General features: G+C 70.8%; 18 protein-coding genes. 5 read left to right on the top strand and 13 right to left on the bottom strand.

What is annotated here, in order from left to right:
* Window positions 1-12: 12 nt before the first annotated feature.
* The 4 genes from AB0H83_RS01870 to AB0H83_RS01855 all read right to left on the bottom strand — a co-directional run bounded on the left by AB0H83_RS01870 (window position 13) and on the right by AB0H83_RS01855 (window position 3,904).
* Window positions 13-981: a cytochrome d ubiquinol oxidase subunit II gene (locus tag AB0H83_RS01870; RefSeq protein WP_360085215.1), complete on the bottom strand. Its 969-nt coding sequence runs from the start codon at window positions 979-981 to the stop codon at window positions 13-15.
* 174 nt (window positions 982-1,155) lie between these two features.
* Complete coding sequence (locus AB0H83_RS01865) at window positions 1,156-2,409, bottom strand: cytochrome ubiquinol oxidase subunit I (protein ID WP_360085212.1); 1,254 nt, start codon at window positions 2,407-2,409, stop codon at window positions 1,156-1,158.
* 107 nt (window positions 2,410-2,516) lie between these two features.
* A complete protein-coding gene (locus tag AB0H83_RS01860; protein WP_360085209.1) occupies window positions 2,517-3,053 on the bottom strand; it encodes an ACT domain-containing protein in 537 nt (178 codons plus the stop codon).
* A 77-nt stretch (window positions 3,054-3,130) separates the two neighbouring features.
* Complete coding sequence (locus AB0H83_RS01855; protein ID WP_360085206.1) at window positions 3,131-3,904, bottom strand: amino acid-binding protein; 774 nt, start codon at window positions 3,902-3,904, stop codon at window positions 3,131-3,133.
* 233 nt (window positions 3,905-4,137) lie between these two features.
* Here AB0H83_RS01855 and AB0H83_RS01850 point away from each other — a divergent pair, with 233 nt between their 5' ends.
* Window positions 4,138-5,163, top strand: coding sequence for a phosphotransferase family protein (locus AB0H83_RS01850; protein ID WP_360085203.1), 1,026 nt, complete (start codon window positions 4,138-4,140; stop codon window positions 5,161-5,163).
* A complete protein-coding gene (locus AB0H83_RS01845; protein ID WP_360085200.1) occupies window positions 5,163-6,374 on the top strand; it encodes an acyl-CoA dehydrogenase family protein in 1,212 nt (403 codons plus the stop codon). Before AB0H83_RS01850 ends, AB0H83_RS01845 begins: the two co-directional genes overlap by 1 nt.
* A gap of 56 nt (window positions 6,375-6,430) precedes the next feature.
* On the opposite strand, the gene AB0H83_RS01840 is transcribed toward AB0H83_RS01845, so the two are convergent.
* The 9 genes from AB0H83_RS01840 to AB0H83_RS01800 form a co-directional block, all read right to left on the bottom strand.
* A complete protein-coding gene (locus AB0H83_RS01840) occupies window positions 6,431-6,850 on the bottom strand; it encodes a hypothetical protein (RefSeq protein ID WP_360085197.1) in 420 nt (139 codons plus the stop codon).
* A 547-nt stretch (window positions 6,851-7,397) separates the two neighbouring features.
* Window positions 7,398-8,453, bottom strand: coding sequence for a LacI family DNA-binding transcriptional regulator (locus tag AB0H83_RS01835; RefSeq protein ID WP_360085194.1), 1,056 nt, complete (start codon window positions 8,451-8,453; stop codon window positions 7,398-7,400).
* An 82-nt stretch (window positions 8,454-8,535) separates the two neighbouring features.
* Window positions 8,536-10,971 carry a glycosyl transferase gene (locus tag AB0H83_RS01830; protein WP_360085191.1) on the bottom strand — a complete coding sequence of 812 codons (2,436 nt, stop codon included), beginning with the start codon at window positions 10,969-10,971 and terminating at the stop codon, window positions 8,536-8,538.
* Between the two features lie 45 nt (window positions 10,972-11,016).
* Window positions 11,017-12,045 (bottom strand): LacI family DNA-binding transcriptional regulator, encoded by a 1,029-nt coding sequence (locus tag AB0H83_RS01825; RefSeq protein WP_360085187.1) that lies wholly within the window; start codon window positions 12,043-12,045, stop codon window positions 11,017-11,019.
* A 1-nt stretch (window position 12,046) separates the two neighbouring features.
* Entirely contained in the window at window positions 12,047-13,450 is a 1,404-nt protein-coding gene (locus AB0H83_RS01820; protein WP_360085184.1) for a GH1 family beta-glucosidase, read from the bottom strand.
* Window positions 13,447-14,343 carry a carbohydrate ABC transporter permease gene (locus tag AB0H83_RS01815; protein ID WP_360085575.1) on the bottom strand — a complete coding sequence of 299 codons (897 nt, stop codon included), beginning with the start codon at window positions 14,341-14,343 and terminating at the stop codon, window positions 13,447-13,449. The genes AB0H83_RS01820 and AB0H83_RS01815 overlap by 4 nt, the downstream gene beginning before the upstream one ends.
* A gap of 8 nt (window positions 14,344-14,351) precedes the next feature.
* Window positions 14,352-15,338 carry a sugar ABC transporter permease gene (locus tag AB0H83_RS01810; RefSeq protein WP_360085181.1) on the bottom strand — a complete coding sequence of 329 codons (987 nt, stop codon included), beginning with the start codon at window positions 15,336-15,338 and terminating at the stop codon, window positions 14,352-14,354.
* A gap of 87 nt (window positions 15,339-15,425) precedes the next feature.
* Complete coding sequence (locus tag AB0H83_RS01805) at window positions 15,426-16,667, bottom strand: extracellular solute-binding protein (RefSeq protein ID WP_360085178.1); 1,242 nt, start codon at window positions 16,665-16,667, stop codon at window positions 15,426-15,428.
* Window positions 16,668-17,390: 723 nt separating this feature from the next.
* Window positions 17,391-17,936, bottom strand: a complete 546-nt coding sequence (locus AB0H83_RS01800; protein WP_360085175.1) for a plasmid pRiA4b ORF-3 family protein — start codon at window positions 17,934-17,936, stop codon at window positions 17,391-17,393.
* Between the two features lie 183 nt (window positions 17,937-18,119).
* Here AB0H83_RS01800 and AB0H83_RS01795 point away from each other — a divergent pair, with 183 nt between their 5' ends.
* The 3 genes from AB0H83_RS01795 (at window position 18,120) to sbcD (ending at window position 21,960) form a co-directional block, all read left to right on the top strand.
* The gene (locus AB0H83_RS01795; RefSeq protein WP_360085172.1) at window positions 18,120-18,836 is read left to right on the top strand and encodes a pyrimidine reductase family protein; all 717 of its coding nucleotides are present in this window, start codon (window positions 18,120-18,122) and stop codon (window positions 18,834-18,836) included.
* A 187-nt stretch (window positions 18,837-19,023) separates the two neighbouring features.
* Window positions 19,024-20,793 (top strand): ATP-binding protein, encoded by a 1,770-nt coding sequence (locus AB0H83_RS01790; protein ID WP_360085169.1) that lies wholly within the window; start codon window positions 19,024-19,026, stop codon window positions 20,791-20,793.
* A gap of 15 nt (window positions 20,794-20,808) precedes the next feature.
* Window positions 20,809-21,960 (top strand): exonuclease subunit SbcD, encoded by a 1,152-nt coding sequence (gene sbcD / locus AB0H83_RS01785; protein WP_360085166.1) that lies wholly within the window; start codon window positions 20,809-20,811, stop codon window positions 21,958-21,960.
* Window positions 21,961-21,972 lie beyond the last annotated feature (12 nt).

Genomic DNA, 21,972 nt, shown 5'->3' with positions numbered 1-21,972 from the left:
CGTCCGCGCGCCCTACCAGTAGAGAGGGGTGGGCTGACTCTCCCGCCGCCTGAACAGCCACCAGCAGGCGATCTGCGCGGCGGCCAGCACCGGCAGCAGCGGCGCGGCGCCGATGGCGAGCAACCGGAGGGTGTCCCCGCCGGCGGCCGCGCTGTCGACGGTCACCGTCGCACCCGGGTCCATCGTGGACGCTAGCACGCCGGGGTACCTGGCCAGGGCGACCGTGATCACCGGTAGGGCGCACGCCACAAGCGTGGCGGTGAACGCCCGCCCGCCGATGAGCCACCGGGTGGCGAGCAGTGCGCCGGCGGTCGCCGCGGCCAGGGTGGTGGCCAGGATCGGGTTGCGGATGCCGGGCGGGTCCTGCCAGTACCAGACGATCGCGGCGAGCAGGACGAGCCCGGCGCCGGCGGGTGCGGCCCGGCGCAGCACGCGGCGGTTCGCCGGGTCGCCGCGCCAGGCGAGGTACGCGGCACCGTTGGCGACGACGAGCGCCACGTTGACCAGCGTGGTGAGCCACACGGCGGGGCTCGCCAAGGGCGCAAAGCCGTGCACGTGTCCGTCGGCGGTCATCGGTACACCGTGCAGCACGACACCGAGCAGGAGTCCCCAGCCGACGGCGAGCGCCGCGGCACCGGCGGTGATCAGCGCGTCGAACCCGCCAGGTCGCGCCGCCCGGCCACGCAGCTGCACGCCGGCGTTCAGGGCGACGAGGCCGAGCACGACGGCGACGACCACCGGGTACGCGGCACCGAACAGCTCCCCTTCCAGGCGCGGGAAGGCGGCGACGAGCACCCCGACCGCGCCGACGATCCAGACCTCGTTGCCGAGGAACCGGGGGCCGACGGCGTTGAGCGCGGCCCGCTTCGCGGGGTCGCCCCTGTGCAGCGGCAGCAGGAGCGCGACGCCCTGGTCGAGCCCGCCGAACGCGAAGTACGCCATGAACAGCAACCCCAGGATTCCGTACCAAAGTGTGCTCATGCCGTCACCTCCGCTGCGCTCCGGCGCCGGCCTGAGCCCCACCCTGAACTGCTGATTCGCAGCCCTCCGCTCCGCTGCGGCCCGCTCATGCCGCCACCTCCGCTGCGCTCCGGCGCCGGCCTGAGCCCCACCCTGAACTGCTGATTCGCATTCCTCCGCTCCGCTCCGGACCGCTCATACGGAGACCTCCTCGCGGGCCGGCTCGGGCTGGGGCAGGAACTCGTCGCCGGGGCCGTGTCTGGCCTTGCGGGCCAGCAGCCACCAGTCGACGGCGGCGAGGCCCACGACGAGCGTGGTGAACCCGGCCGTGGAGGCCAGCAGCGCGCCGTCGCTCATCGGTGACACCGCGTCGGCGGTCTTGAGCAGCCCGTAGACCGCCCACGGCTGGCGGCCCTCCTCGCGGACGATCCAGCCGGCGATCGCGGTGAGGAACGGCACCGGGATGAGCGCGGTGAGCAGCCACAGCATCGGCCGGGCCCAGCGCCGGGTGCTGAGCACGTCGCGGATGGCGAGCACCCGGGCGGCGAGCAGGATGAGGAACAGCAGGTTCGCCACCATGATCATGATGCCGAGCGAGACGCCGACGATGCTGTCCGGGATGTAGTCGCCGGGGCCGTACCTCGCGGCCATCTCGGCCTGCCGGGCGACGGCGTCGTCACCGCCGGCGAGCTTGGTCGGCTGGTTCTCGTCGAGCGGGCCGAACTGGGCATAGCCGAAGCCCATGGTGAGGAACAGGCCGGCCAGCGCGTTGTGCAGGCCGGTGCGCAACGACCGCCGGAACAGCTCGGCGTGCTCGCCGCCGGGGCGGCGGCGCAGGTGCCAGGCGCTGACGCCGGCGACGAACATCCCGCCGGTGAGCATCGCCGCGAAGACGACGTGCGCCAGCGCGAACCACAGGGCGCTGTTGCCCAGCAGCGCGCCGAAGCCGGTGAGCCGCGCCCGGCCGTCGCTGTCGAGCACGTAGCCGACGGGGTGCTGCAGGAACGCGTTGGAGACCATCACCCAGAACGCGCTCAGCAGCGCGGTCGCCGCGACGCCCCAGATCAGGGCCAGGTGCAGCCGCCGGTCGAGCCGCTCCCAGCCGAAGAGCCACATGCCGAGCAGCGTCGACTCGAGCACGAACGCGACGAGGGTTTCCATGGCGAGCGGCGCGCCGAACACGTCGCCGGTGAGCCGGGACAGCCCGCTCCAGTTGAGCCCGATCTCGAACTCCATGACGAGGCCCGTGGCGATGCCGACGGCGTAGTTGATCGCGTACAGCGAGCCCCAGAAGCGGGCCGCCCTGGCGTACACCGGATCGCGGGTGCGCACATAGCGCGTCTGCGTCGCGGCGACGTGGAAGACCAGGCCGAGCGTGAGCGCGACGAACAGGAAGTGCATCGACGCGGTGACGGCGAACTGCCACCGTGCGGAGTCGAGCGCGGTCATAGGTTGCCCCCCGACATGTACCCAACCAACATGTCGGCAGACTACATGTAGCCGCACAAAAAAGCAGCGCCCGCGCTCCATGAGCGCGGGCGCTGCTGTGAAGGCTCTCAGGCCGCGGTGTTGCGCTTCCCCGCCACCTGGGCGAGGCCGACCAGGGCGTGCGCCCGGGCGTACTCGGCCGGGGTGAACGCCGGCGCGGGGCGGCGCACGTAGAGCGTGCCCCCGGCCGGGTCCTGCAGCTGCATGCCGGTCGCGGTGTACCCCTCCGCACCCGTGGACGTGTCCGCCCGCCAGGAGATGTCACAGTCGCCGAGCAGCGATGCGAGCGCCTCCTCCAGGGTCGCGGTCCCGTCCAGGACCTTCGCCGCGAGGGCGAGCACCCGGGTCGGCTCGTCGATGAGCCCCCGCACGTCGGCCTGGGCGATCCACGCGTCCCGCCCGCGGCCCCGCTGGACGGCCTCGGTGAGGTCCGCGACGCTCAGCTCGTCGGGCGCCTCGACCAGGAAGTCGTCGACCGCGCCGGACTCGGTGGTGTGCACCTGGACGGAGAGGATGTTGACCTTGCGCAGCGCGAGGCTGGCGGTCAGGACGGAGAGGAAGCCGGGGCGGTCGTCGACGGTCGCCCGGATACGCCAGAGGGTCATTTCAGAGGGCTCCTTGCTTGTGACGCAGCCCGGGCAGCAGGGGGGGACGGGCCGCGGGTCCACGGGACCCGCGCCGGTCAGGCCGCCCAGGAAGCAGTTGTGCCGGCGGGAGCGGGGGTTCCGGCAACGGAACCGCCCGCTTCACCCAGCTCCGCCAAGCCGGGCCCCGCCAGCCGTTCCCCCAGCACAGATGCGGTTGCACCGACCAGCTGCGCCAGCCTTGCCACTTCGGAGCCGTGGAAGGGTGGTGCTCCAGCGTCGCCGCCCGCCCCGCCGCGGGCGACAACAAGGACCAGACCTCCGCGCTGAAAAGGCGCGACAGCGAGATGGACGCCGTCAGCAGCGCTGATCGCACGGGGTCGGAGTGGTGCGATGTCCACCTGAGGGGGGACATCCGGAGTGCGCCAGCTGGCGCAGATCACCGAGGTGTCGGTCCATGCCTGTGCACGCGCGCCGCCGCCCGCCCAGTCCGATCCGACCAGGATCGCGACCGCCCAGTCCGCGCCGAACAGTGCCGGTGCCGCGTCGACGACCGTTGCCAGGCCGTTCTGCGGGTTTGCCGCCACCTGTCCGATGAGCGCGACCTCGCGGCCACTACTCGGCTCCGACAGCTCCGTGCCGCGCCACACACCGTCCACGCGAACGCCTGGGATCGCCGCGAGACCCGTGAGAACACGGTCGACAGGGGCCGAAGCCGGCCATACCACGGTAAGGTCGTCCACCGCACGGCCACCGACGCGCTCCAGCACTACGACCGAAACGATGTCGGCACCGACCACACCCAGCGTCCGGGCAACCTGCCCGAGTGAGCCGGGACGGTCGGGGAGCGCCACTCGCAGCCTCAGCAGCATGTAGATCGACCTCCCGTTCGTCCTTGGCTGACCTGTACGCCGCCGTTGGTGTACGTCTTGCTCTCCGGTACTGCCAACAAGCTTGGCGACCCCGGATTTCCGCGCCGTTTCGCCGCGGTGTCGATGCCGGAACGTCTCCGGGTCCCGCGCTGAGTCCGCGAAAACGGACAATGGCGGTGAAACACCTCGCTCAATGCTTGACAGAGAACGCGTCTCACCCATGGACTGGCCGTATGACCACCCCGCCCGGTCTCGACCTCGCCCGCCTCGCGGCATACCTGCGGGACAAGGCCCCCGGCCTCGTCGCCGAGCCCCTCCACGCCGAGCTCATCGCCGGCGGCCGGTCCAATCTGACGTACGTGCTCAACGAGGTCTTCGTGCTGCGCCGCCCGCCGCTGGGCCATGTCCTGGCCACCGCGCACGACATGGCCCGCGAGCACCGGATCATCTCCGCGCTCGGCCCCACCGCGGTGCCGGTGCCGGAGGCGCTGCTGCTGTGCGAGGACGACAGCGTCATCGGCGCGCCGTTCTACCTGATGTCCCGGGTACCGGGGGTGGTGCTGCGCAGCCGCCGGCAGACCGACCCGCTCGGCGAGCAGGCCCGCCGCGAGGTGGCGTTCGCGATGATGGACACCCTCGCCGGCCTGCACCGCGTCGACCCCGCCGCGGTCGGCCTGGCCGACTTCGGCCGGCCCGAGGGCTTCCTGGAGCGGCAGGTCCGGCGCTGGTCGAAGCAGCTGGCGCAGTCCACGAGCCGGGACCTGCCCGACGCGGAGACCCTGCGCGACCGGCTCGCCGCCGGCATCCCCGCCTCGGCCGCGACCGCGATCGTGCACGGCGACTACCGCCTCGACAACCTCATCGTCGACCCCGCGACCATGCGCGTCGCGGCGGTGCTCGACTGGGAGATGGCCACGCTCGGCGACCCGCTCACCGACCTCGGGCTGCTGCTGGCGTACTGGACGGTCCTGGACCGGTTGAAGATCGGCGTCAACCCGATCGCCGACGGGCTGGGCGCCGACGCCGGCTTCCCGACCGGCGACGCGCTGCTGGAGCGCTACGCCGCGAGCAGCCCGCTGCCGCTGGACGATCTGCACTGGTACGTCGCGATGGCCTGCTACAAGCTCGCCGTCATCTTGGAAGGCATCCACTTCCGCTACACCAGCGGCCAGACGGTCGGCGCCGGCTTCGACCAGATCGGCGCGCTGGTCCCACCCCTGCTCGCGCAGGGTCTCGCAGCGATCAACGGAGAGAGCTGATGGACTTCCGCTTCGACACCCGCACCGCCGAACTGCACGAGAAGCTCACCGATTTCATGCAGGAGGAGGTGTACCCGGCCGAGGCGCGCTTCGAGGAGGAGCTGGCGCGGCTCGACGACCCGTGGGCCCGCCCACCGGTGATCGAGGAGCTGAAGGCGTCGGCCCGCGACCGCGGCCTGTGGAACCTGTTCCTGCCCGACGACCGGTTCGGTGCCGGCCTCACCAACCTGCAGTACGCACCCCTGGCCGAGATCACCGGGCGCAGCCCGCACCTGGCGCCGGAGGCGCTCAACTGTGCCGCACCCGACACCGGCAACATGGAGGTCCTCGCCGGGTTCGGCTCACCGGAGCAGCAGGACCGCTGGCTCAAGCCGCTGCTGGAGGGGCAGATCCGGTCGGCGTTCTGCATGACGGAGCCCGACGTCGCCTCGTCCGACGCGACGAACATCGCCACCCGCATCGAGCGCGACGGCGACGCGTACGTCATCAACGGCCGCAAGTGGTGGTCCTCCGGCGCGATGAACCCCAACTGCGCGATCTTCATCGTCATGGGCAAGTCCGACCCGGCCGCGGAACGCCACCGCCAGCAGAGCATGATTCTGGTCCCCCGCGACACCCCCGGCGTCACCGTCAAGCGCGGCACACACGTGTTCGGCTACACCGACGCGGCCCACGGCGGCCACGCCGAGGTGCTGTTCGAAGACGTCCGCGTCCCCGCCGACCACCTCATCGCCGACGAGGGCTCCGGGTTCGCGATCGCGCAGGCCCGCCTCGGCCCCGGCCGCATCCACCACTGCATGCGGCTCATCGGCATGGCGGAGCGGGCGCTGCAGCTCATGTGCGAGCGGGTCAGCGAGCGGGTCGCGTTCGGCCGTCCCCTCGCCGAGCAGGGCGTCGTGCGCGACTGGATCGCCGAGAGCCGGGTCCGCATCGAGCAGGCCCGGCTGCTGGTACTGAAGACCGCCTGGCTCATGGACACCGTCGGCAACAAGGGCGCCCACACCGAGATCCAGGCGATCAAGATCGCGGTGCCGCAGATGGCCGAGTGGGTGATCGACAAGGCGATCCAGGCCCACGGCGCGGCCGGTGTCAGCCAGGACACGCCCCTGGCCGCCCTGTGGTCCCAGGCCCGGACCCTGCGCCTCGCCGACGGCCCCGACGAGGTCCACCGCGCGTCCCTCGCCAAGCGGGAACTGCGCAAGTACAGCTGAGCTTCTGTATTTCGGACGGGGCCGTCCCTGTCATGTGAGGGCCGGCCCGCCCGCCGTCATTCCGCGACGCGGTAGGCCGCCGGCGCCTCGTACGTCGGCGACGGCACGTCCTCTTCGTCCTCGAACCGCTCCTGCGCCGCCTGGATGGCCTTCGGCGCCGAGGCCGCCACCGCCCAGCCGACCGCGATCCCGCCGAGGACGGCGACCGCGACCCAGCCCCACGGCTTACGCTGCTTGCGGCCCGACAACGCGTCGAACGCCAGGCTCGCCCGGTGCCACGCCTCGTCCGCCACGGACCCGACCCGGTCCGACGCCGAGCTGTACCGGTCCGACGCCTCGCCGGCGATGCCGTACGCCCGGTCCTTCACGGACCCGCCCACCGACCGCGCGGACTCGACCGCTGACACCAGATACTCCCAGGCGTCCTCGGCCACGCTCTCAGCGCGCCGCTTACCCTTCTTCCACTGTGCGGTCATCTCAGCCACCTCTCCTCCATTGACCGAGTGCCCTGTTCCCGAACCCCGCAAACCGCTGTTCCTGGCTTCGGCTGTTCCTGGCTTCGGCGCGGCTGCCGCCGCGGGCCGGCCGGGGGGTTCCCACCCCGGAGCCCCCCATGCTCGCTGGCGCTCGCACTGCCTGCGCTGACGCGCGGCAGCCTCACGCGCGTGCGCGCCGCATCCGGTGGCCGCCGCCCCGCCGCCCGGACCCCGATGGTGATCGAGTCGCCCCCGCCGACGGCCGCGGTCCCGCACCCCAACCCCGTGGTGATCGAAGGCGCGTCCCGGTCACCCGGATGACCACGACACGACTTCGATCAAGCGAGCAAGATCACTAACAACCCGGCCGCCGCCAGCACAGGAGACGCCACAGCACAGGACACACCGCAACCCGCGCCACCCCGCCAACGGCCGCGCATCCCCCCGCCCGACCCCGTGGTGATCAAAGTCGCACCCGGTCGTCCGGATGACCACCACGCGACTTCGATCAAGCGAGCAAGATCACCAGCGATCCAGCCGCCGCCGGCTACGTGCTGGTGCGCTCCACCAGGTGGGTCTCGACCATCACGGCGGAGGGTTCGGCGCCGGCGATGCGGGCCAGCAGCAGCCGGACCATCTCCCGGCCCATGGCCTCGACGGGCTGGTGGACGGTGGTCAGCGGCGGGTCGGTCTGGCGGGCGATGGCCACGTCGTCGAAGCCCACCAGCGACACGTCCTCGGGGACGCGCTTGCCCAACTCGCGCAGGGCCCGCAGGGCGCCGACGGCCATGAGGTCGGAGGCGGCGAAGACGGCGTCGACGTCGGGTTTGCGGGCGAGCAGCTCGTGGATGGCGCGCTCGCCGGAGGCCTCGCTGAAGTCGCCGTACGCGATGAGGGTCTCGTCGACGGGCATGCCGGCGTGTTCGATCGCCTCGCGGTAGCCGGTGAGGCGGGACACGCCGGCGGCCATGTCCTGCGGGCCGGCGATGGCGGCGATCCGGCGGCGGTTGCGGTCCACGAGGTGGCCGACGGCGAGGCGGGCGCCGCCCTCGTTGTCGGCGTCGACGAAGGCCACGTCGGTGGTGGACCGCCCCCCTTCCGACAGCATCCGGGCGGGCCGGCCGCCGAGGACCACGGGCAGGCCGCGCTGCTCCAGCAGGCCGGGCAGCGGGTCGGCGTCGTGCAGGGAGAGCAGCATGACGCCGTCGACGTGCTGGTTGGTCAGGTGGTGCTCGACGCGCTGGCGCTCGGCCGGGGACTGGGCCATGGCGAGCCACAGCTGCAGCTGGGTGTCGGCGAGGGCGGAGCTGACGCCGCGGACGATGCCGGCGAAGAACGGCTCGCCGAAGACGCGCTCCTCCGACTCGGAGACGACGAGGGCGACGGAGTCGGTGCGCTGGGTGACGAGGGCACGGGCGGCGCGGTTGGGCACGTAGCCGAGCTCGTCGATCGCCTTCTGCACGGCGGCCCGCGCCTCCGGGCTCACCTGCGGCGAGCCGTTGACCACGCGCGACACGGTGCCGCGCCCCACGCCGGCGCGCGAGGCGACCTCGTCGAGGGTCGGGCGGCCCGCGGAGCGGGGGCGGCTGTTGGTGGAAGGCACGGCCCCATTGTGCGCACCCGCCAGCGATCTTGCAGCCGCGGTGTCGGAGATACGCGACACCGCGGCGGCAAACCGAAACGATCTACGACAAATGTGCCTCGACCTGCACCGTCGTGCCGGCGGGCGCGACGGGCAGGACGCCGCCCTCGACGGGCACCCCGTCGGCGACGAGCCGGCAACTGGTGGCCGCCGCACCCGGCTCCTTGTGCACGGTGATCTGGTACGTGGCGCCGCGGAACCGGCGTACCGCGGAGAACCCGGACCACGCGGCGGGGATGACCGGCGCGATCCGCAGCCCTGACAGCTCCGGGCGGATGCCCAGGATCCACTGGGTGACGGCCGCGTAGTTCCACGCTGCGGTGCCGGTGAGCCAGGAGTTCTTCGCCTCGCCGTGGGTGGGCGCGTCGCGGCCGGCGATCATCTGGGCGTACACGTACGGCTCGCAGCGGTGCAGGTCGCCGAGCTCCTCGCGGGCCGACGGGTTGATCCGCTTGTAGTAGTCGAACGCGCCGTCGCCGTTGCCGACCATCGCCTCGGCGATCATGAGCCAGGGGTTGGTGTGGCAGAAGATTCCGGCGTTCTCCTTGTACCCCGGCGGGTAGGAGGAGATCTCGCCCAGCTCGATGCGGTACGAGCTGAACGCCGGCTGCTGCAGCACGATGCCGTGCGGGGTGGCCAGCCGCTCCCGGACGCTGGCCAGGGCGCGGGCCGCGGTGCCGTCGTCGAGGCCGACGCCGCCCATGACGCACATGCCCTGCGGCTCGATGAAGATCTGGCCCTCGTCGTTGGACGCCGAGCCGATGACGTTGCCGTGGAAGTCGTACGCGCGGCGGAACCACGCGCCGTCCCAGCCGTGCTCGCCGATGGTGCCGGCCATCTTCTCCGCCGCGATCTGGTAGGCGGTCGGGTCGTCGCCCTTCTGCGCCGCCAGCCCGGCGAGCTCCTTCGCGGCGAGGACGAACTGCCCGGCGATGAACACGGACTCCGCGACCCCGCCGGTGGCGTTCTCGGTGGTCTGGAACGGCTCGCCCGGCGTGTCGGAGAAGCAGTTGAGGTTGAGGCAGTCGTTCCAGTCGGCGCGGCCGATCAGCGGCAGGCCGTGCGGTCCGAGGCGGTCCAGGGTGTACCGCAGCGACAGCTTGAGGTGCTCGTACAGGGGCTGCTCGCTGCCTGGCGCGTTGTCGAACGGGACCGGCTCGTCCAGGATGCTCAGGTCGCCGGTCTCCTTGACGTACGCCGACACGCCGAGGATCAGCCAGAGCGGGTCGTCGTTGAAGCCCGACCCGATGTCGTTGTTGCCCCGCTTCGTGAGCGGCTGGTACTGGTGGTACGCCCCGCCGGTCGGCAGCTGGGTCGCGGCGATGTCGAGGATCCGCTCGCGGGCCCGCTCCGGGATCATGTGCACGAAGCCGAGCAGGTCCTGGTTGGAGTCGCGGAAGCCCATGCCGCGGCCGATCCCGGACTCGTACAGCGACGTGGACCGGCTCATGTTGAAGGTGACCATGTTCTGGTAGGCGTTCCAGATGTTCACCATGCGGTCGGTGTCGGTGTCCGGGGTCTGCACCCGCAGCCCGCCGAGCAGCTCCTCCCAGCGCGCCGCGAGGGCGGCGAAGCCGGCGTCGACCGTCGCCTGGTCGAGCCACTCGGCGATCTTGGCCTGGGCGCCGGCCTTGTTGATGGTCTGCGAGCCGGGCGGGTCGAACTTCGCGTCGCGGGGGTTCTCCCAGTACCCGAGGACGAAGCCGATCTCGCGGGTCTCCCCCGGCTGGAGGGTGAGCTTGACGTGGTGCGAGCCGTGCGGCTGCCAGCCGTGCGCGATCGAGCCGGTGGACTCGCCGCGCTCGACGACGAGCGGCCGGTCCCAGGAGCGGTACGGCCCGAGGAACGCCTCCCGCGCGGTGTCGAAGCCCGCCAGGGGCTCGCCGCAGGCGAAGTAGGCGAAGTGGTCGCGCCGCTCGCGGTACTCCGTCTTGTGGTAGATCACGCCGTCGACGACCTCGACCTGGCCGGTGTTGAAGTTGCGCTGGTAGTTGGTGGCGTCGTCCTGGGCGTCCCAGAGGCAGAACTCGATCGAGGAGAAGGCCGACAGGGTCACCGCGGTGTCCCGCTCGTTGGTGACCTTGAGCCGCCACACCTCGAGGGTCTCCCCCAGTGGCACGAAGTAGAGCGTTTCGGCCTTGATCCCGCGGTACCGGGAAGCGATGCGGGTGTACGACAGCCCGTGGCGGCACTCGTAGTCGTCGAGCTCGGTCTGCGTCGGCTGCCACGTGGGCGACCAGAAGGTCTCCTCGTCCCGCAGGTACAGGTACCGGCCGCCCAGATCCATCGGGGCGTTGTTGTACCGGTAGCGGGTGAGCCGGCGCAGGCGGGCGTCACGGTAGAACGAGTAGCCGCCGGCGGTGTTGGAGATGATGCCGAAGTACGCCTCGGTGCCGAGGTAGTTGATCCAGGGCAGCGGGGTGTCTGGTCGGTCGATGACGTACTCGCGGCGTTCGTCGTCGAAGTGGCCGAAGCGCACGGGGTGCCTCCTGCTGGGGTAGAGACGCGCTGGACACGTGCCCGGTCAGGCCGACTCGCGGACGACGAGGTGCGTGTCGAGCACAGTCGAATGGGCCGGCCCGCCGGCGATGCGGGCCAGCAGGAGCCTGGCCATCTCGCGCCCCATGCCCTCCACCGACTGGTGCACGGTGGTGAGCGGCGGCTGGGTCTGCCGGGCCACGGCGGAGTCCTCGAACCCGACCACGGCCACGTCGGCGGGCACCCGGCGGCCCAGCTCACGCAGGGCTCGGATGGCGCCGGCGGCCATCAGGTCGGAGGCGGCGAAGACCGCGTCGAGACCGGGGTTGAGATGGATGAGGCGGTGCATCGCGTCGGCCCCGCTCGCCTCGCTGAAGTCGCCGTACGCGATGAGTCGCTGATCGTGCGGCAGGGACGCCAGGCGCAGCGCCTCCCGGTAGCCACGGAGGCGGGCGATGCCCACCGCCATGTCCTGCGGCCCGGCGATCACCGCGATGCAGCGGCGACCGAGGCCGATCAGGTGATCGACGGCGGTGCGGGCACCGCCCTCGTTGTCGTTGTCGACGTAGGCGACCTCGTTGTCACCGTTGTCGTCTTCCGCCTCGAGCATGTGCGCGGGGCGGCCGCCGAGCACGGTCGGCAGTCCCCGTTTGGTCAGCAGCGCCGGCAGCGGGTCGTCGTCGTGCAGCGACAGCAGCAGTACCCCGTCGACGTGCTGGTCCGACAGGTGCCGCTCGACCATCAGGCGTTGCGACGGCGACTGCGCCATGGCGAGCCACAGCTGCAGGGAGGTGTCGGCCAGGACGTTGCTGACGCCGCGGACGATGCCGGCGAAGAACGGCTCGCCGAAGACCCGCTCCTCCGACTCGGACACCACGAGGGCGACCGAGTCGGTGCGGCGGGTCACGAGGGCGCGGGCGGCCCGGTTGGGCACGTAGCCGAGCTCCTCGACGGCGCGGGCCACGGCGGCGCGGGCCTCCGGGCTGACCTGCGGCGAGCCGTTGATCACCCGGGAGACCGTGCCCCGCCCGACGCCGGCGAGCGCGGCCACCTCGTCCAGCGTCGGGCGGCGCACGTTACTCGCCGAGGCCGTTGTGCTTGATGACTTCGCGGTACCGGTGGCCACTGGCCTTGATCGTGCGCTCCTGCGTGTCGTAGTCGACGCGGATCATGCCGAACCGCTTGGTGTAGCCCCACGCCCACTCGAAGTTGTCCAGCAGCGACCAGGCGAAGTAGCCGCGCAGCGGCGCCCCGGCGGTGATCGCGTCGTAACAGGCCCGGAAGTGGGCGTCGAAGTAGGCGACCCGGTCGGTGTCCTCGACCGAGCCGTCGGGGCCGACGGTGTCGATGTACGCGGCACCGTTCTCCGTGATGTAGAGCGGGATCGCCGGGTAGTCGCGGGCGACCCGGGTGAGGGTCTCGGTGAGCCCCTCGGCGTCGACCTCCCAGCCCATGTCGGTGACCGGGACGCCGGGCCGCTTCAGGAACCGGACGGTCTCGCTGCCCGGCCACGACGTCGGCGCCCGCCAGTACGGCTCGGCGGGGACGTCGGGGTCCTCGGCGGCGACCACGTGCCGGCTGTAGTAGTTGATGCCGAGCAGGTCCAGCGGCTGGGCGATGCGCTCCAGGTCGCCGTCGCGGACGAAGCCGAAGTCGCTGACCCCGGCGAGGTCGGCCACGACGTCGGCGGGGTACGAGCCGAGCAGCACCGGGTCCAGGAAGATCCGGTTGGCGAGCCCGTCGATGCGGCGGACCGCGTCGAGGTCGTCCGGCCTGCTCTCGTCGGCCGCGGAGATGGCGTACAGGTTGAGCGTGATGCCCAGCTGCGCGCCCGGGTCGGCCGCGCGGATCGACTCGACCGCCTGGCCGTGGCCGAGGAGCAGGTGGTGCATCGCGGCGAGGGCGTCGGGTGCGTGCTGGCGGCCGGGCGCGTGGACGCCCGAGGCGTAGCCGAGGAACGCCGAGCACCACGGCTCGTTGAAGGTGGTCCAGTGCCGGACCCGGTCGCCGAGCGCGCCGTGCACGAGCATGGCGTAGTCGGCGAACCGGGCCGCGGTGTCGCGGGCGGGCCAGCCGCCCGCGTCCTCGAGCTCCTGGGGAAGATCCCAGTGGTACAGCGTCACCCAGGGGGTGATGTCGTTCGCCAGCAGCTCGTCGACGAGCCGCCGGTAGAAATCCAGGCCCTTGGCGTTGGCCGGCCCCGACCCGCCCGGCTGCACGCGGGGCCACGCGATGGAGAACCGGTAGGCGTTGACGCCCAGGTCCTTCATCAGCCCCACGTCCTCGCGGAAGCGGTGGTAATGATCGCAGGCCACGTCGCCGGTGTCCCCGCCCAGCGTCTTGCCCGGGGTGTGGCTGAACGTGTCCCAGATCGAGGGGGTGCGGCCGTCCTCCTGGGCCGCCCCCTCGATCTGGTACGACGCGGTCGCCGCACCCCACACGAAACCGGGTGGGAACGTCAGCGGGTCGATGCTGGTCACGCCTTGACCGAACCTTCCATGATGCCGCCGATGATCTGACGGCCGAATGCGATGAACACGAGCAGCAGAGGCACGATCGCCAATGCTGTCCCGGTAAAGACTTGCACGTAGTCGGTCTTGTAGTAACCGGTCGCGAGAATGTTCAGTGAAACTTGCACGGTCGGCGTGTCACCGGTGAGCACGACGTACGGCCACAGGAAGTCGTTCCAGGTCTCCATGAACGTCAGCAGGCCCAGCACCGCGGCCGCCGGACGCAGCGCCGGCAGCACCACGGACCAGTAGGTCCGCCACGTGGACGCGCCGTCGACCCGGGCGGCCTCGATGAGCTCGTCGCTGATCGCCGACTCCGCGTACTGCCGGATCATGAACACGCCGAAGCCCTTGACCAGGAACGGCACGATGACCGCCTGCAGGGTGTTGGTCCAGTCGAACTTCACCATCAGCAGGTACAGCGGGATGATGTTGACCTGGGTCGGGATCATCATCGTGAGGATGATGATCAGCAGCAGGGCGTTCTTCCCGCGGAACTTGAGCTTCGCGAACGCGAACCCGGCAAGGGTGGAGAAGAACACCACCGACAGCGTCACGCACGACGACACGATCGCCGAGTTGATCAGGCCGTAGATGAAGTTCGCGTCGGTGTTCTCCAGGACCCGCTGGGCGTTGTCGAAGAAGTTCGGCCCCGGGGTCAGCGGCGGCGGGATGTCGGTGACGGCGCTGTTGTCCCGCGACGCCACGATGAAGGACCATACGATCGGGAACACGGACAGCACGATCGTGATGATCAGCGCGAGGTAGGTCAGCGGGCTGGCGTCCCACAGCGCCGCCGAGGCGCTGCGGACCTTGCCCTTCTTGCGCGGCGGCTCGACCGGCACGCTGCGCGGCCTCGTCATGGTGGTACTCATGTCGTGGTCCCCTTGACGGATCGGCGCACCAGCGCGAAGTTGACCAGCGCGAAGATCAGGATGATCAGGAACAGCAGCCAGGAGATCGCGGCGCCGCGGCCCACGTTGTAGTTGTTCGTGAACGTGGTCTCGTAGATGTACATCGCGACGGTCTGGAACTCGTTGAGCGAGCCACCCTGGATGCGGCCGTAGTTGAACAGCAGCGGCTCGGTGAACAGCTGCATGCCGCCGATCGTCGAGATGATCACCGTGAAGAGGATCGTCGGCTGAATGAGCGGCACGGTGATCCGCCAGAACCGGCGGGCCGCGGACGCGCCGTCCAGCGACGCCGACTCGTACAGCTCCTTCGGGATCGCCTGCATCGCGGCGAGGTAGATCAGCGCGTTGTAGCCGGTCCAGCGCCAGTCGACCATGAACGCGATCGCGGTCCACGACGACCAGCGGCTGTTGCGCCACTCGACCGGCTGCAGCCCGATGGCGTCCAGCAGCCAGTTCGCCAGGCCGTACCGGTCGGCGAAGATCAGGCCGAACACGATGCCGACGGCCGCGACCGAGGTGATGTTGGGGATGAGCACGCCCATCCGGATCGCGGTGCGGGCCCGCATCTTCTTGTTCAACCAGCTCGCGATGAGCAGCGCGAAGATCAGCTGCGGCACGGTCGCGACGATGAACAGGCCGAACGTGTTGTAGATGACGATCCAGAAGTGCTCGTCCATCAGGACTTTGCGGTAGTTCTCGAGCCCGACGAAGCCCGCGTCGCCGCCGGTCAGCGTGTTCTTGCGGGTCGAGAGGATCGCGGTGTAGACCAGCGGGTACGCGCCGAACACCGCGAACAGCACGAAGAACGGTGCCACGAAAAGGTACGGCGACAGTCGCAGGTCGAGCCGGCCGACCCGCACGGAGCGCCGCGACGGCTGCTTCGACGGCCCGGCGGGTGCGCGCCCGTGGCGAGGTCCAGTGACCTCGCCGACGTTGGTTGCCATGGGGGGTGGATCCCTTCCGATCAACGGGCTATGTGGAGGACGGAGGCGGCGTCAGGTTCGACGCCGCCTCCGCCGTCAACGTTCGGATCAGCCTTCGGCGAGTGCCTTGCTGTCCTTGATGGCCTTGTCCCAGCCCGCCTGGGCGCTCAGCTTGCCCTGCTCGGCAGCCTGCATGGCCGGCTCGAACCCGTTCTCCCACAGCGCCTGGTGCTTCGGGCCGAGGTAGATCGGCTTGAGCTCCTTCGCGGCGGCGGCGTAGATCTTGCCGACCGGGGCGTTGTTGAAGTAGTCGTTCTTCGCGTCGGTGATCTTCGGGTCGTCCAGCGCGGCGATCGACGAGGGCAGCGGGCCCGCCTCGGCGAACGCGTCCAGGCCACCCTGCTTGCCGGTGATGAACTTGACCAGCTCGAACGCGGCCTTCTTGTTCTTGCTCTGCTCCGGGATCGCGAGGTACGAGCCGCCCCAGTTGCCACCCTTACCGGGGATGGTCGCGATGTCCCACTTGTTCTTGCCGGCGTCGCCGGCGCGCTCCTTGATGACACCCGTGTACCACGGCGGGCACGGCACGGTCGCGAACGCGGCGTTCTTGAACGCGGCGTCCCAGTCCGCCTGCCAGCGGGCGAGCTTCGCGGTCAGGCCCTTGGAGGCCATGTCCATGCCCAGGTCGTACGCCTTGCGCACGGCCGGGTTGGTGTCACCGATGTACTTGTCGCTCTTGTCGTAGAACCAGCTGTCGGCGTTCTGCATGATGTACGGCTGCATGACGCTCGTGGCCGAGTCGGTCCAGGCCGCGCCGGTGTTCTTCGACTTGAAGATCTCGCCCTGCTTGACGTACTCCTCCCACGTCGGCCAGAGGGCGCTGACCGCGTCACGCTCGACCGGCAGGCCGGCCTTCTGGAAGAGGTCGGTGCGGTAGCACATGGCCAGCGGGCCGACGTCGGTGCCGAGGCCGACGAGCTTCTTGCCGTCCGCGGTGAAGGCGTTCTTCCACTTGAAGGACAGGTAGTCCTTCTCCAGCGACGCCGCACCCAGGTCGAGCAGGTTGGCGAAGCCCTTGTTGTCCTTCAGGTACTGCAGCAGCATGCCCTCTTCGAGCATGACCACGTCGCTCGCGCCGCTGCCGGCGGAGATCCACTGGGCGAGCTTCGGGGCGAAGTCCTTGGTCTGGCCCTCGTTCTTGACGTCAACCTTGATGTTCGGGTTGGCCGCCTCGAAGTCCTTGACCGCCTGGTTGAAGCCCGGCGTGCCGAAGTAGGACAGCGAAATGGTGACCGGACCGGTGCCATCGGCACTCGGCTCGTCGTCGTTCTTGGCGCTGCATGCGGTCATACCGAGGGTAAGACCCACGGTGAGCGCGGCCGTGGCGATCGAACGCAGACGGCGCGAGGTGACGCTCATCCTGACCCCTCTCTCAGGTCGTGATGGGTGTGGTGGGGGTGTGATGCATCGACGGCGGACCCGGGTGTGAAGTCCGTCGTTCGGGTGTCGCAGGTATGGCGGGTCGAGCATTTGAGTGGCTCCCATGGCCGCAGGGTGTGTCACCGGCCACAGCCACGGGAGCGCTCCCATGAGACTGGCCCCTCGTCCGCCACGTGTCAATGGGGCAATGGGAGCGTTCCCATTTCGTTACCGCAAGGTTTCAGAGCGCCGTTTTGTCAGCCTTTACCGAGACATGTCCGCTCTACCCGCACCAACGAGAGCGACCGCCATCAATCCAACCCCCTCCAGCGCCTCCATCGATCGCGGTCACGATCCCGTCACCCTCATGAAACACACACGAATCGATCCCCACACCCCCCGGAAATCGACAACCACAAGTCCCCTACACGCGCGCATTCCATGCAAAGATGTCGATGTCGATCGCGCGGGCCCAACTCGAAGGCGCGAACGGTTCTCTGGCGATCTCGCCCGGTTGATCGAAGGCGCGCCGTGGCCATCCGGACGACCGCAACGCGGCTTCGATCACCCACGGCGGTCGGACCGGCAGGCCGACGTCCGTCCCGCGCACCGGAAGGTGCGACCGGAGGGAGCATGAAGGGTCAGCGCGGGGATCTAGGTCATGCGGCGCAGCAGGGTGGTCGCGAGGGCCGGGTCGAACCGTTCCGGGTCGAACGGGCGGCCCAGCCACTCCAGCATCGTGCCGTGGTCGGGGTGGGTCGGGTCGGCCATCGCGGCCACGAAGTCCTGGTACCCGTCCGGACCACCGACGTCGTCCGGCGGGCAGGCGCGCTCGCCCCCCACGCAGACCGGGTACTCCATGTCCAGGTCAGCGGGGAACACGTCCTCGACGGTCAGTTCGTGCTCCCACCAGTCGCCGAAGTCGTACGTGTACCGCAGCCGCCCGCCCTTGTGCGCGACCGCGTCGAGGCGGGTGTCCAGCTCGTCGCGGACGTCGAGCAGGCCGTCGGGGTCGGGGACGCCGTACTGCACCCCATCGACGTCGAAGACGTGCAGGTGGCGGTTGCCCCAGCCCATCGCGAACTGCAGGACGCGGTGGACCCGGTCGAGGGTGAATCCGCCGGGGATGAGGACCCGACGCCAGACGGTGGGCTCGACGCCGTCGAGCGTGATGCGGAGTTGGATGATCGCGCGCGTCATGGTGCAGTCATTGTTGACCGGGCCCGTGCCGCGGCGCACCCTGAACTTGTGATCTGTCCTGCGTGCCGGGAGAAAAGGCATGCCGACTGCCCAGGCGGCAGCTGGTGCGACTGCCAGCACCGCCCACCGGCCCCCACTCCACCGGTGACCGGGCCGCCCGGCGAGTGAACGTAGGGTTGGGCGGTGCAGCAGCTGTACCCGGAGCCGGGCCCCGTCGACCAGGACACGCTCATCAACCTGTACGCGCCACCGCCGGATCCCTCGCTGCGGGTGAACTTCGTGTCCAGCCTCGACGGCGCCGGCACGCTGCAGGGCAGGTCGGCCGGGCTCTCGGGGGCCGAGGACAAGCGGGTCTTCGGGATCCTGCGGATGCGCTGCGACGCGTTGCTCGTCGGCGCGGGCACGGTCCGCGACGAGGGCTACCGCGCGCTGCGCCTGGACGAGGAGCGCCGCCGGTGGCGGCTGGCGCACGGCATGAGCGAGTTCCCGACCCTGGTCATCGTCTCCGGCCGGGCGGACCTGGACCCCGCCCAGCCGGCCCTCGCCGACGCACCGGTGCGGCCGGTCATCGTGACGACGCGGCAGGCGGACCCCGGGCCGTTGCACGACGTCGCCGACGTCATCCGGGCGGGTGACCGGCACGTCGACCTCGCGGCGGCGGTCGACGCGCTGCGCGGGCGCGGGCACGCGCAGATCCTCAGCGAGGGCGGCCCGAGGCTGTTCGGGTCACTCACCGTGGCGGGGCTGGTCGACGAGCTGTGCCTCACGCTGTCGCCGTTGCTCACCGGGCCGGGAGCGGGCAGGATCACTGCCGGACCCGACCACGACGTCCCGGAGCACCTCACGCTGCGTCACGCTCTGCTGGCCGATGGTCAGCTGCTGCTGCGGTACTCGCGCTGACCCTCATCCACATCATTGTCCACACCCCTGTGGACAAAGGTCCCCAACCTGTGGACAGCCGCCTGGCTTGCCCCGGTTTGGGGTCATGAACGCGCGTGAACGCGTCCACAAGCGGGCGTGGTGACTTCGATCCGCCGGTGGTCTTGGGGCACGATGCACAGGCGAACACATGTACTGGGGGTCGAGCATGGAGCCAGGCACGGACGCGGCTCAGGACGGGCCGGTCGTCGGCCGGGTCCTCGGCACGGCCGACGCGACCCCGCTGACGTTCTGGGTCGCCGTGAACGAGGACGCCTACCTGCAACTCGATGACGTCGTTGTCACCGAGCGTGAGCTTCCCGGCCAGCCACCGGTGAAGATCGCCGGGGTGGTCACCGCGGTCCGGGCCCGGCACGAGGGGGTCGTGTTCGACTCCGACGTGTTCCTGGTCGCCGACGGCACGCTCCCGGCGACCGTGCAGGAGGCCGCCGAGATCACCACCACCCGGGTCGACCCCGAGGTGTACGTCCCGCCGACGCCGGGCGCCGTCGTGCACCGGGCGCAGGGCGACGCGCGGGCCGGCGCGCTGTACTTCGACCGGATGGACCGCACCATCCCGATGGGGTTCGGCCGCGACGGCGCGGCGATGTTCCTCAACGCGGACTTCCTCGACGGCAGCCGCGGCGCGCACGTGTCGATCTCCGGCATCTCCGGGGTGGCGACGAAGACGAGCTTCGCCACGTTCCTGCTGTACTCCGTGTTCCGCTCCGGCGTGCTGGGCGGGGCCGGCGAGACCGCCAACACCCGCGCGCTGATCTTCAACGTCAAGGGCGAGGACCTGCTGTTCCTCGACCACCCCAACAGCCGCCTGGACGCCGCGACCGAGGCCGGCTACGCCCGGCTCGGGCTGGTCGCCGGGCCGTTCCCCGACGTGCGGGTCTACGCGCCGCCCCGGGCCGGCGACTCCTCCGGCACGCCTGACGTCAGCAGCCGGCTCACCGGCGTCGACAGCTTCTACTGGACGCTGCAGGAGTTCTGCGCCGACCGGCTGCTGCCGTACGTCTTCGCCGACGCCGACGACGAGCGCCAGCAGTACACGATGGTGGTCCACTCGGTCACGGCGCACCTGGCGCGCATCGCCCAGCCCGCCGAGGGCGGCGTCGCGGTCGACGGCACCCGGCTCAATTCCTACGCCGACCTCGTCGACTACCTGGTCGAGCAGCTCAACGACGACGCGACCCGGGGGCAGTGGGCGGGCAGCGCGGTCGGGCTGGGCACGGTCAACGCGTTCGCGCGGCGGCTCATCGGCAGCAAGAAGGACCTGTCCCGGCTCATCCGCGGCGACCTGGCCACCCGCCGGCCGCACGCGGTCAACACCGCCGAGAGCGCCCAGGTGACCGTGGTCGACCTGCACAACCTGCCGGACCGCGCGCAGCGCTTCGTGGTCGGCGTGACGCTGCGCAGCGAGTTCGAGCGCAAGGAGAAGGCCGGCACCGCCAAGCCGCTGCTGTTCGTGGTGCTCGACGAGCTCAACAAGTACGCGCCACGGGAGGGCACCAGCCCGATCAAGGAGGTGCTGCTCGACATCGCCGAGCGCGGCCGTTCCCTCGGCGTGGTCCTGATCGGCGCGCAGCAGACGGCGAGCGAGGTCGAGCGGCGCATCGTGGCCAACTCCGCGATCCGGGTCGTCGGCCGGCTCGACCCGGCGGAGGCGTCCCGGCCGGAGTACGGGTTCCTGCCGCCCGCGCAGCGGCAGCGGGCCCTGCTCGCCAAGCCGGGCACCATGTTCGTGTCGCAGCCGGAGATCCCGGTACCGCTGTGCATCGAGTTCCCGTTCCCGTCGTGGGCGACCCGGCCGGCCGAGGCGGGCCCGCCGCCCAGCGCGACGCTGCGCTCGATCGCGCAGGCCAACGACTCGTTCGCGGTCGTGGCGAGAGTGGGCGGCGGCGGCATCTCCGACGACGACATCCCGTTCTAGAGAGGACACCCAACGGTGCGGATCCTGCACACCTCGGACTGGCACGTCGGCAAGGTCCTCAAGGGACAGTCGCGGGCCAACGACCACATCGCGGCCCTGAAGGCGCTCGTCGACGTGGCCGAGGCCGAGCAGCCCGACCTGGTGATCGTCGCCGGTGACCTGTACGACTCCGCGAGCCCGCCCGCCGACGCCACGAAGATCGTGACGCGGGGGCTGTCGGCGCTGCGCAAGACGGGCGCGGACGTGGTCGTCATCGGCGGCAACCACGACAACGGCCAGGCCCTCGACGCGCTGCGGCCGTGGGCGGAGGCGGCCGGGATCACCATCCGCGGCGCGCTGACCAGGCCCGAGGAGCTGCTGCTGGCGGGGCGGACGAAGGACGGCGAGGAGTGGCGGCTCGCCGCGCTGCCGTTCGTGTCGCAGCGCTACGCGGTCCGCGCCGCCGAGATGTTCGACCTGAGCGCGGCGGAGAGCGCCCAGTCCTACGCCCACCAGATCGGCGGGCTGCTCGCGACCCTCGCCCAGGGCTTCGGCCGGGACACCGTCAACCTGATCACGGGGCACCTGACGGTGATCGGCGCGACCATGGGCGGCGGCGAGCGCGAGGCGCACACCATCATGGGCTACGCGGTGCCGGCCTCGGTCTTCCCGTCCTCGGCGCACTATGTGGCGCTCGGGCACCTGCACCGCGCGCAGACCGTCAACGGCCCCTGCCCGATCCGGTACAGCGGCAGCCCCCTGCCGATCGACTTCGGCGAGGAGGAGAACTTCTCCGCCGTCGCCGTCGTCGACGTCACCACGAGCACCGCGGCGCGGGTGCGGGAGGTGGCGCTGCCGGTCGCGACCCCGCTGCGCACGGTCCGCGGCACTCTCGCCCAGCTGGCCACGCTCGACACCGGAGACGCGTGGCTGCGGGTGTACGTGTCGGAGCAGCCGCGGGCGGGGCTGCACGAGGAGGTCCAGGAGCTGCTGCCGAGGGCCCTGGAGGTGCGCATCGACCCGAAGCTGCTGCCGGACCCGGCGTCCGCCGGGCGGGCCGCCGCCCGGGCCGGGCGCTCCGCCGGCGAGCTGTTCTCGGACTACCTCGGCCAGAAGGGCCACGCCGACGAGGCCACGGTGCAGCTGTTCCACCGGTTGCACGACGAGGTCCAAGAGGCCAGGAACTGAGGCGAGGAGCAG

It is taken from the genome of Dactylosporangium sp. NPDC050688 (assembly GCF_040654515.1).
Classification (GTDB): domain Bacteria; phylum Actinomycetota; class Actinomycetes; order Mycobacteriales; family Micromonosporaceae; genus Dactylosporangium.
This window is presented reverse-complemented; position numbering and strand designations above follow the sequence as displayed.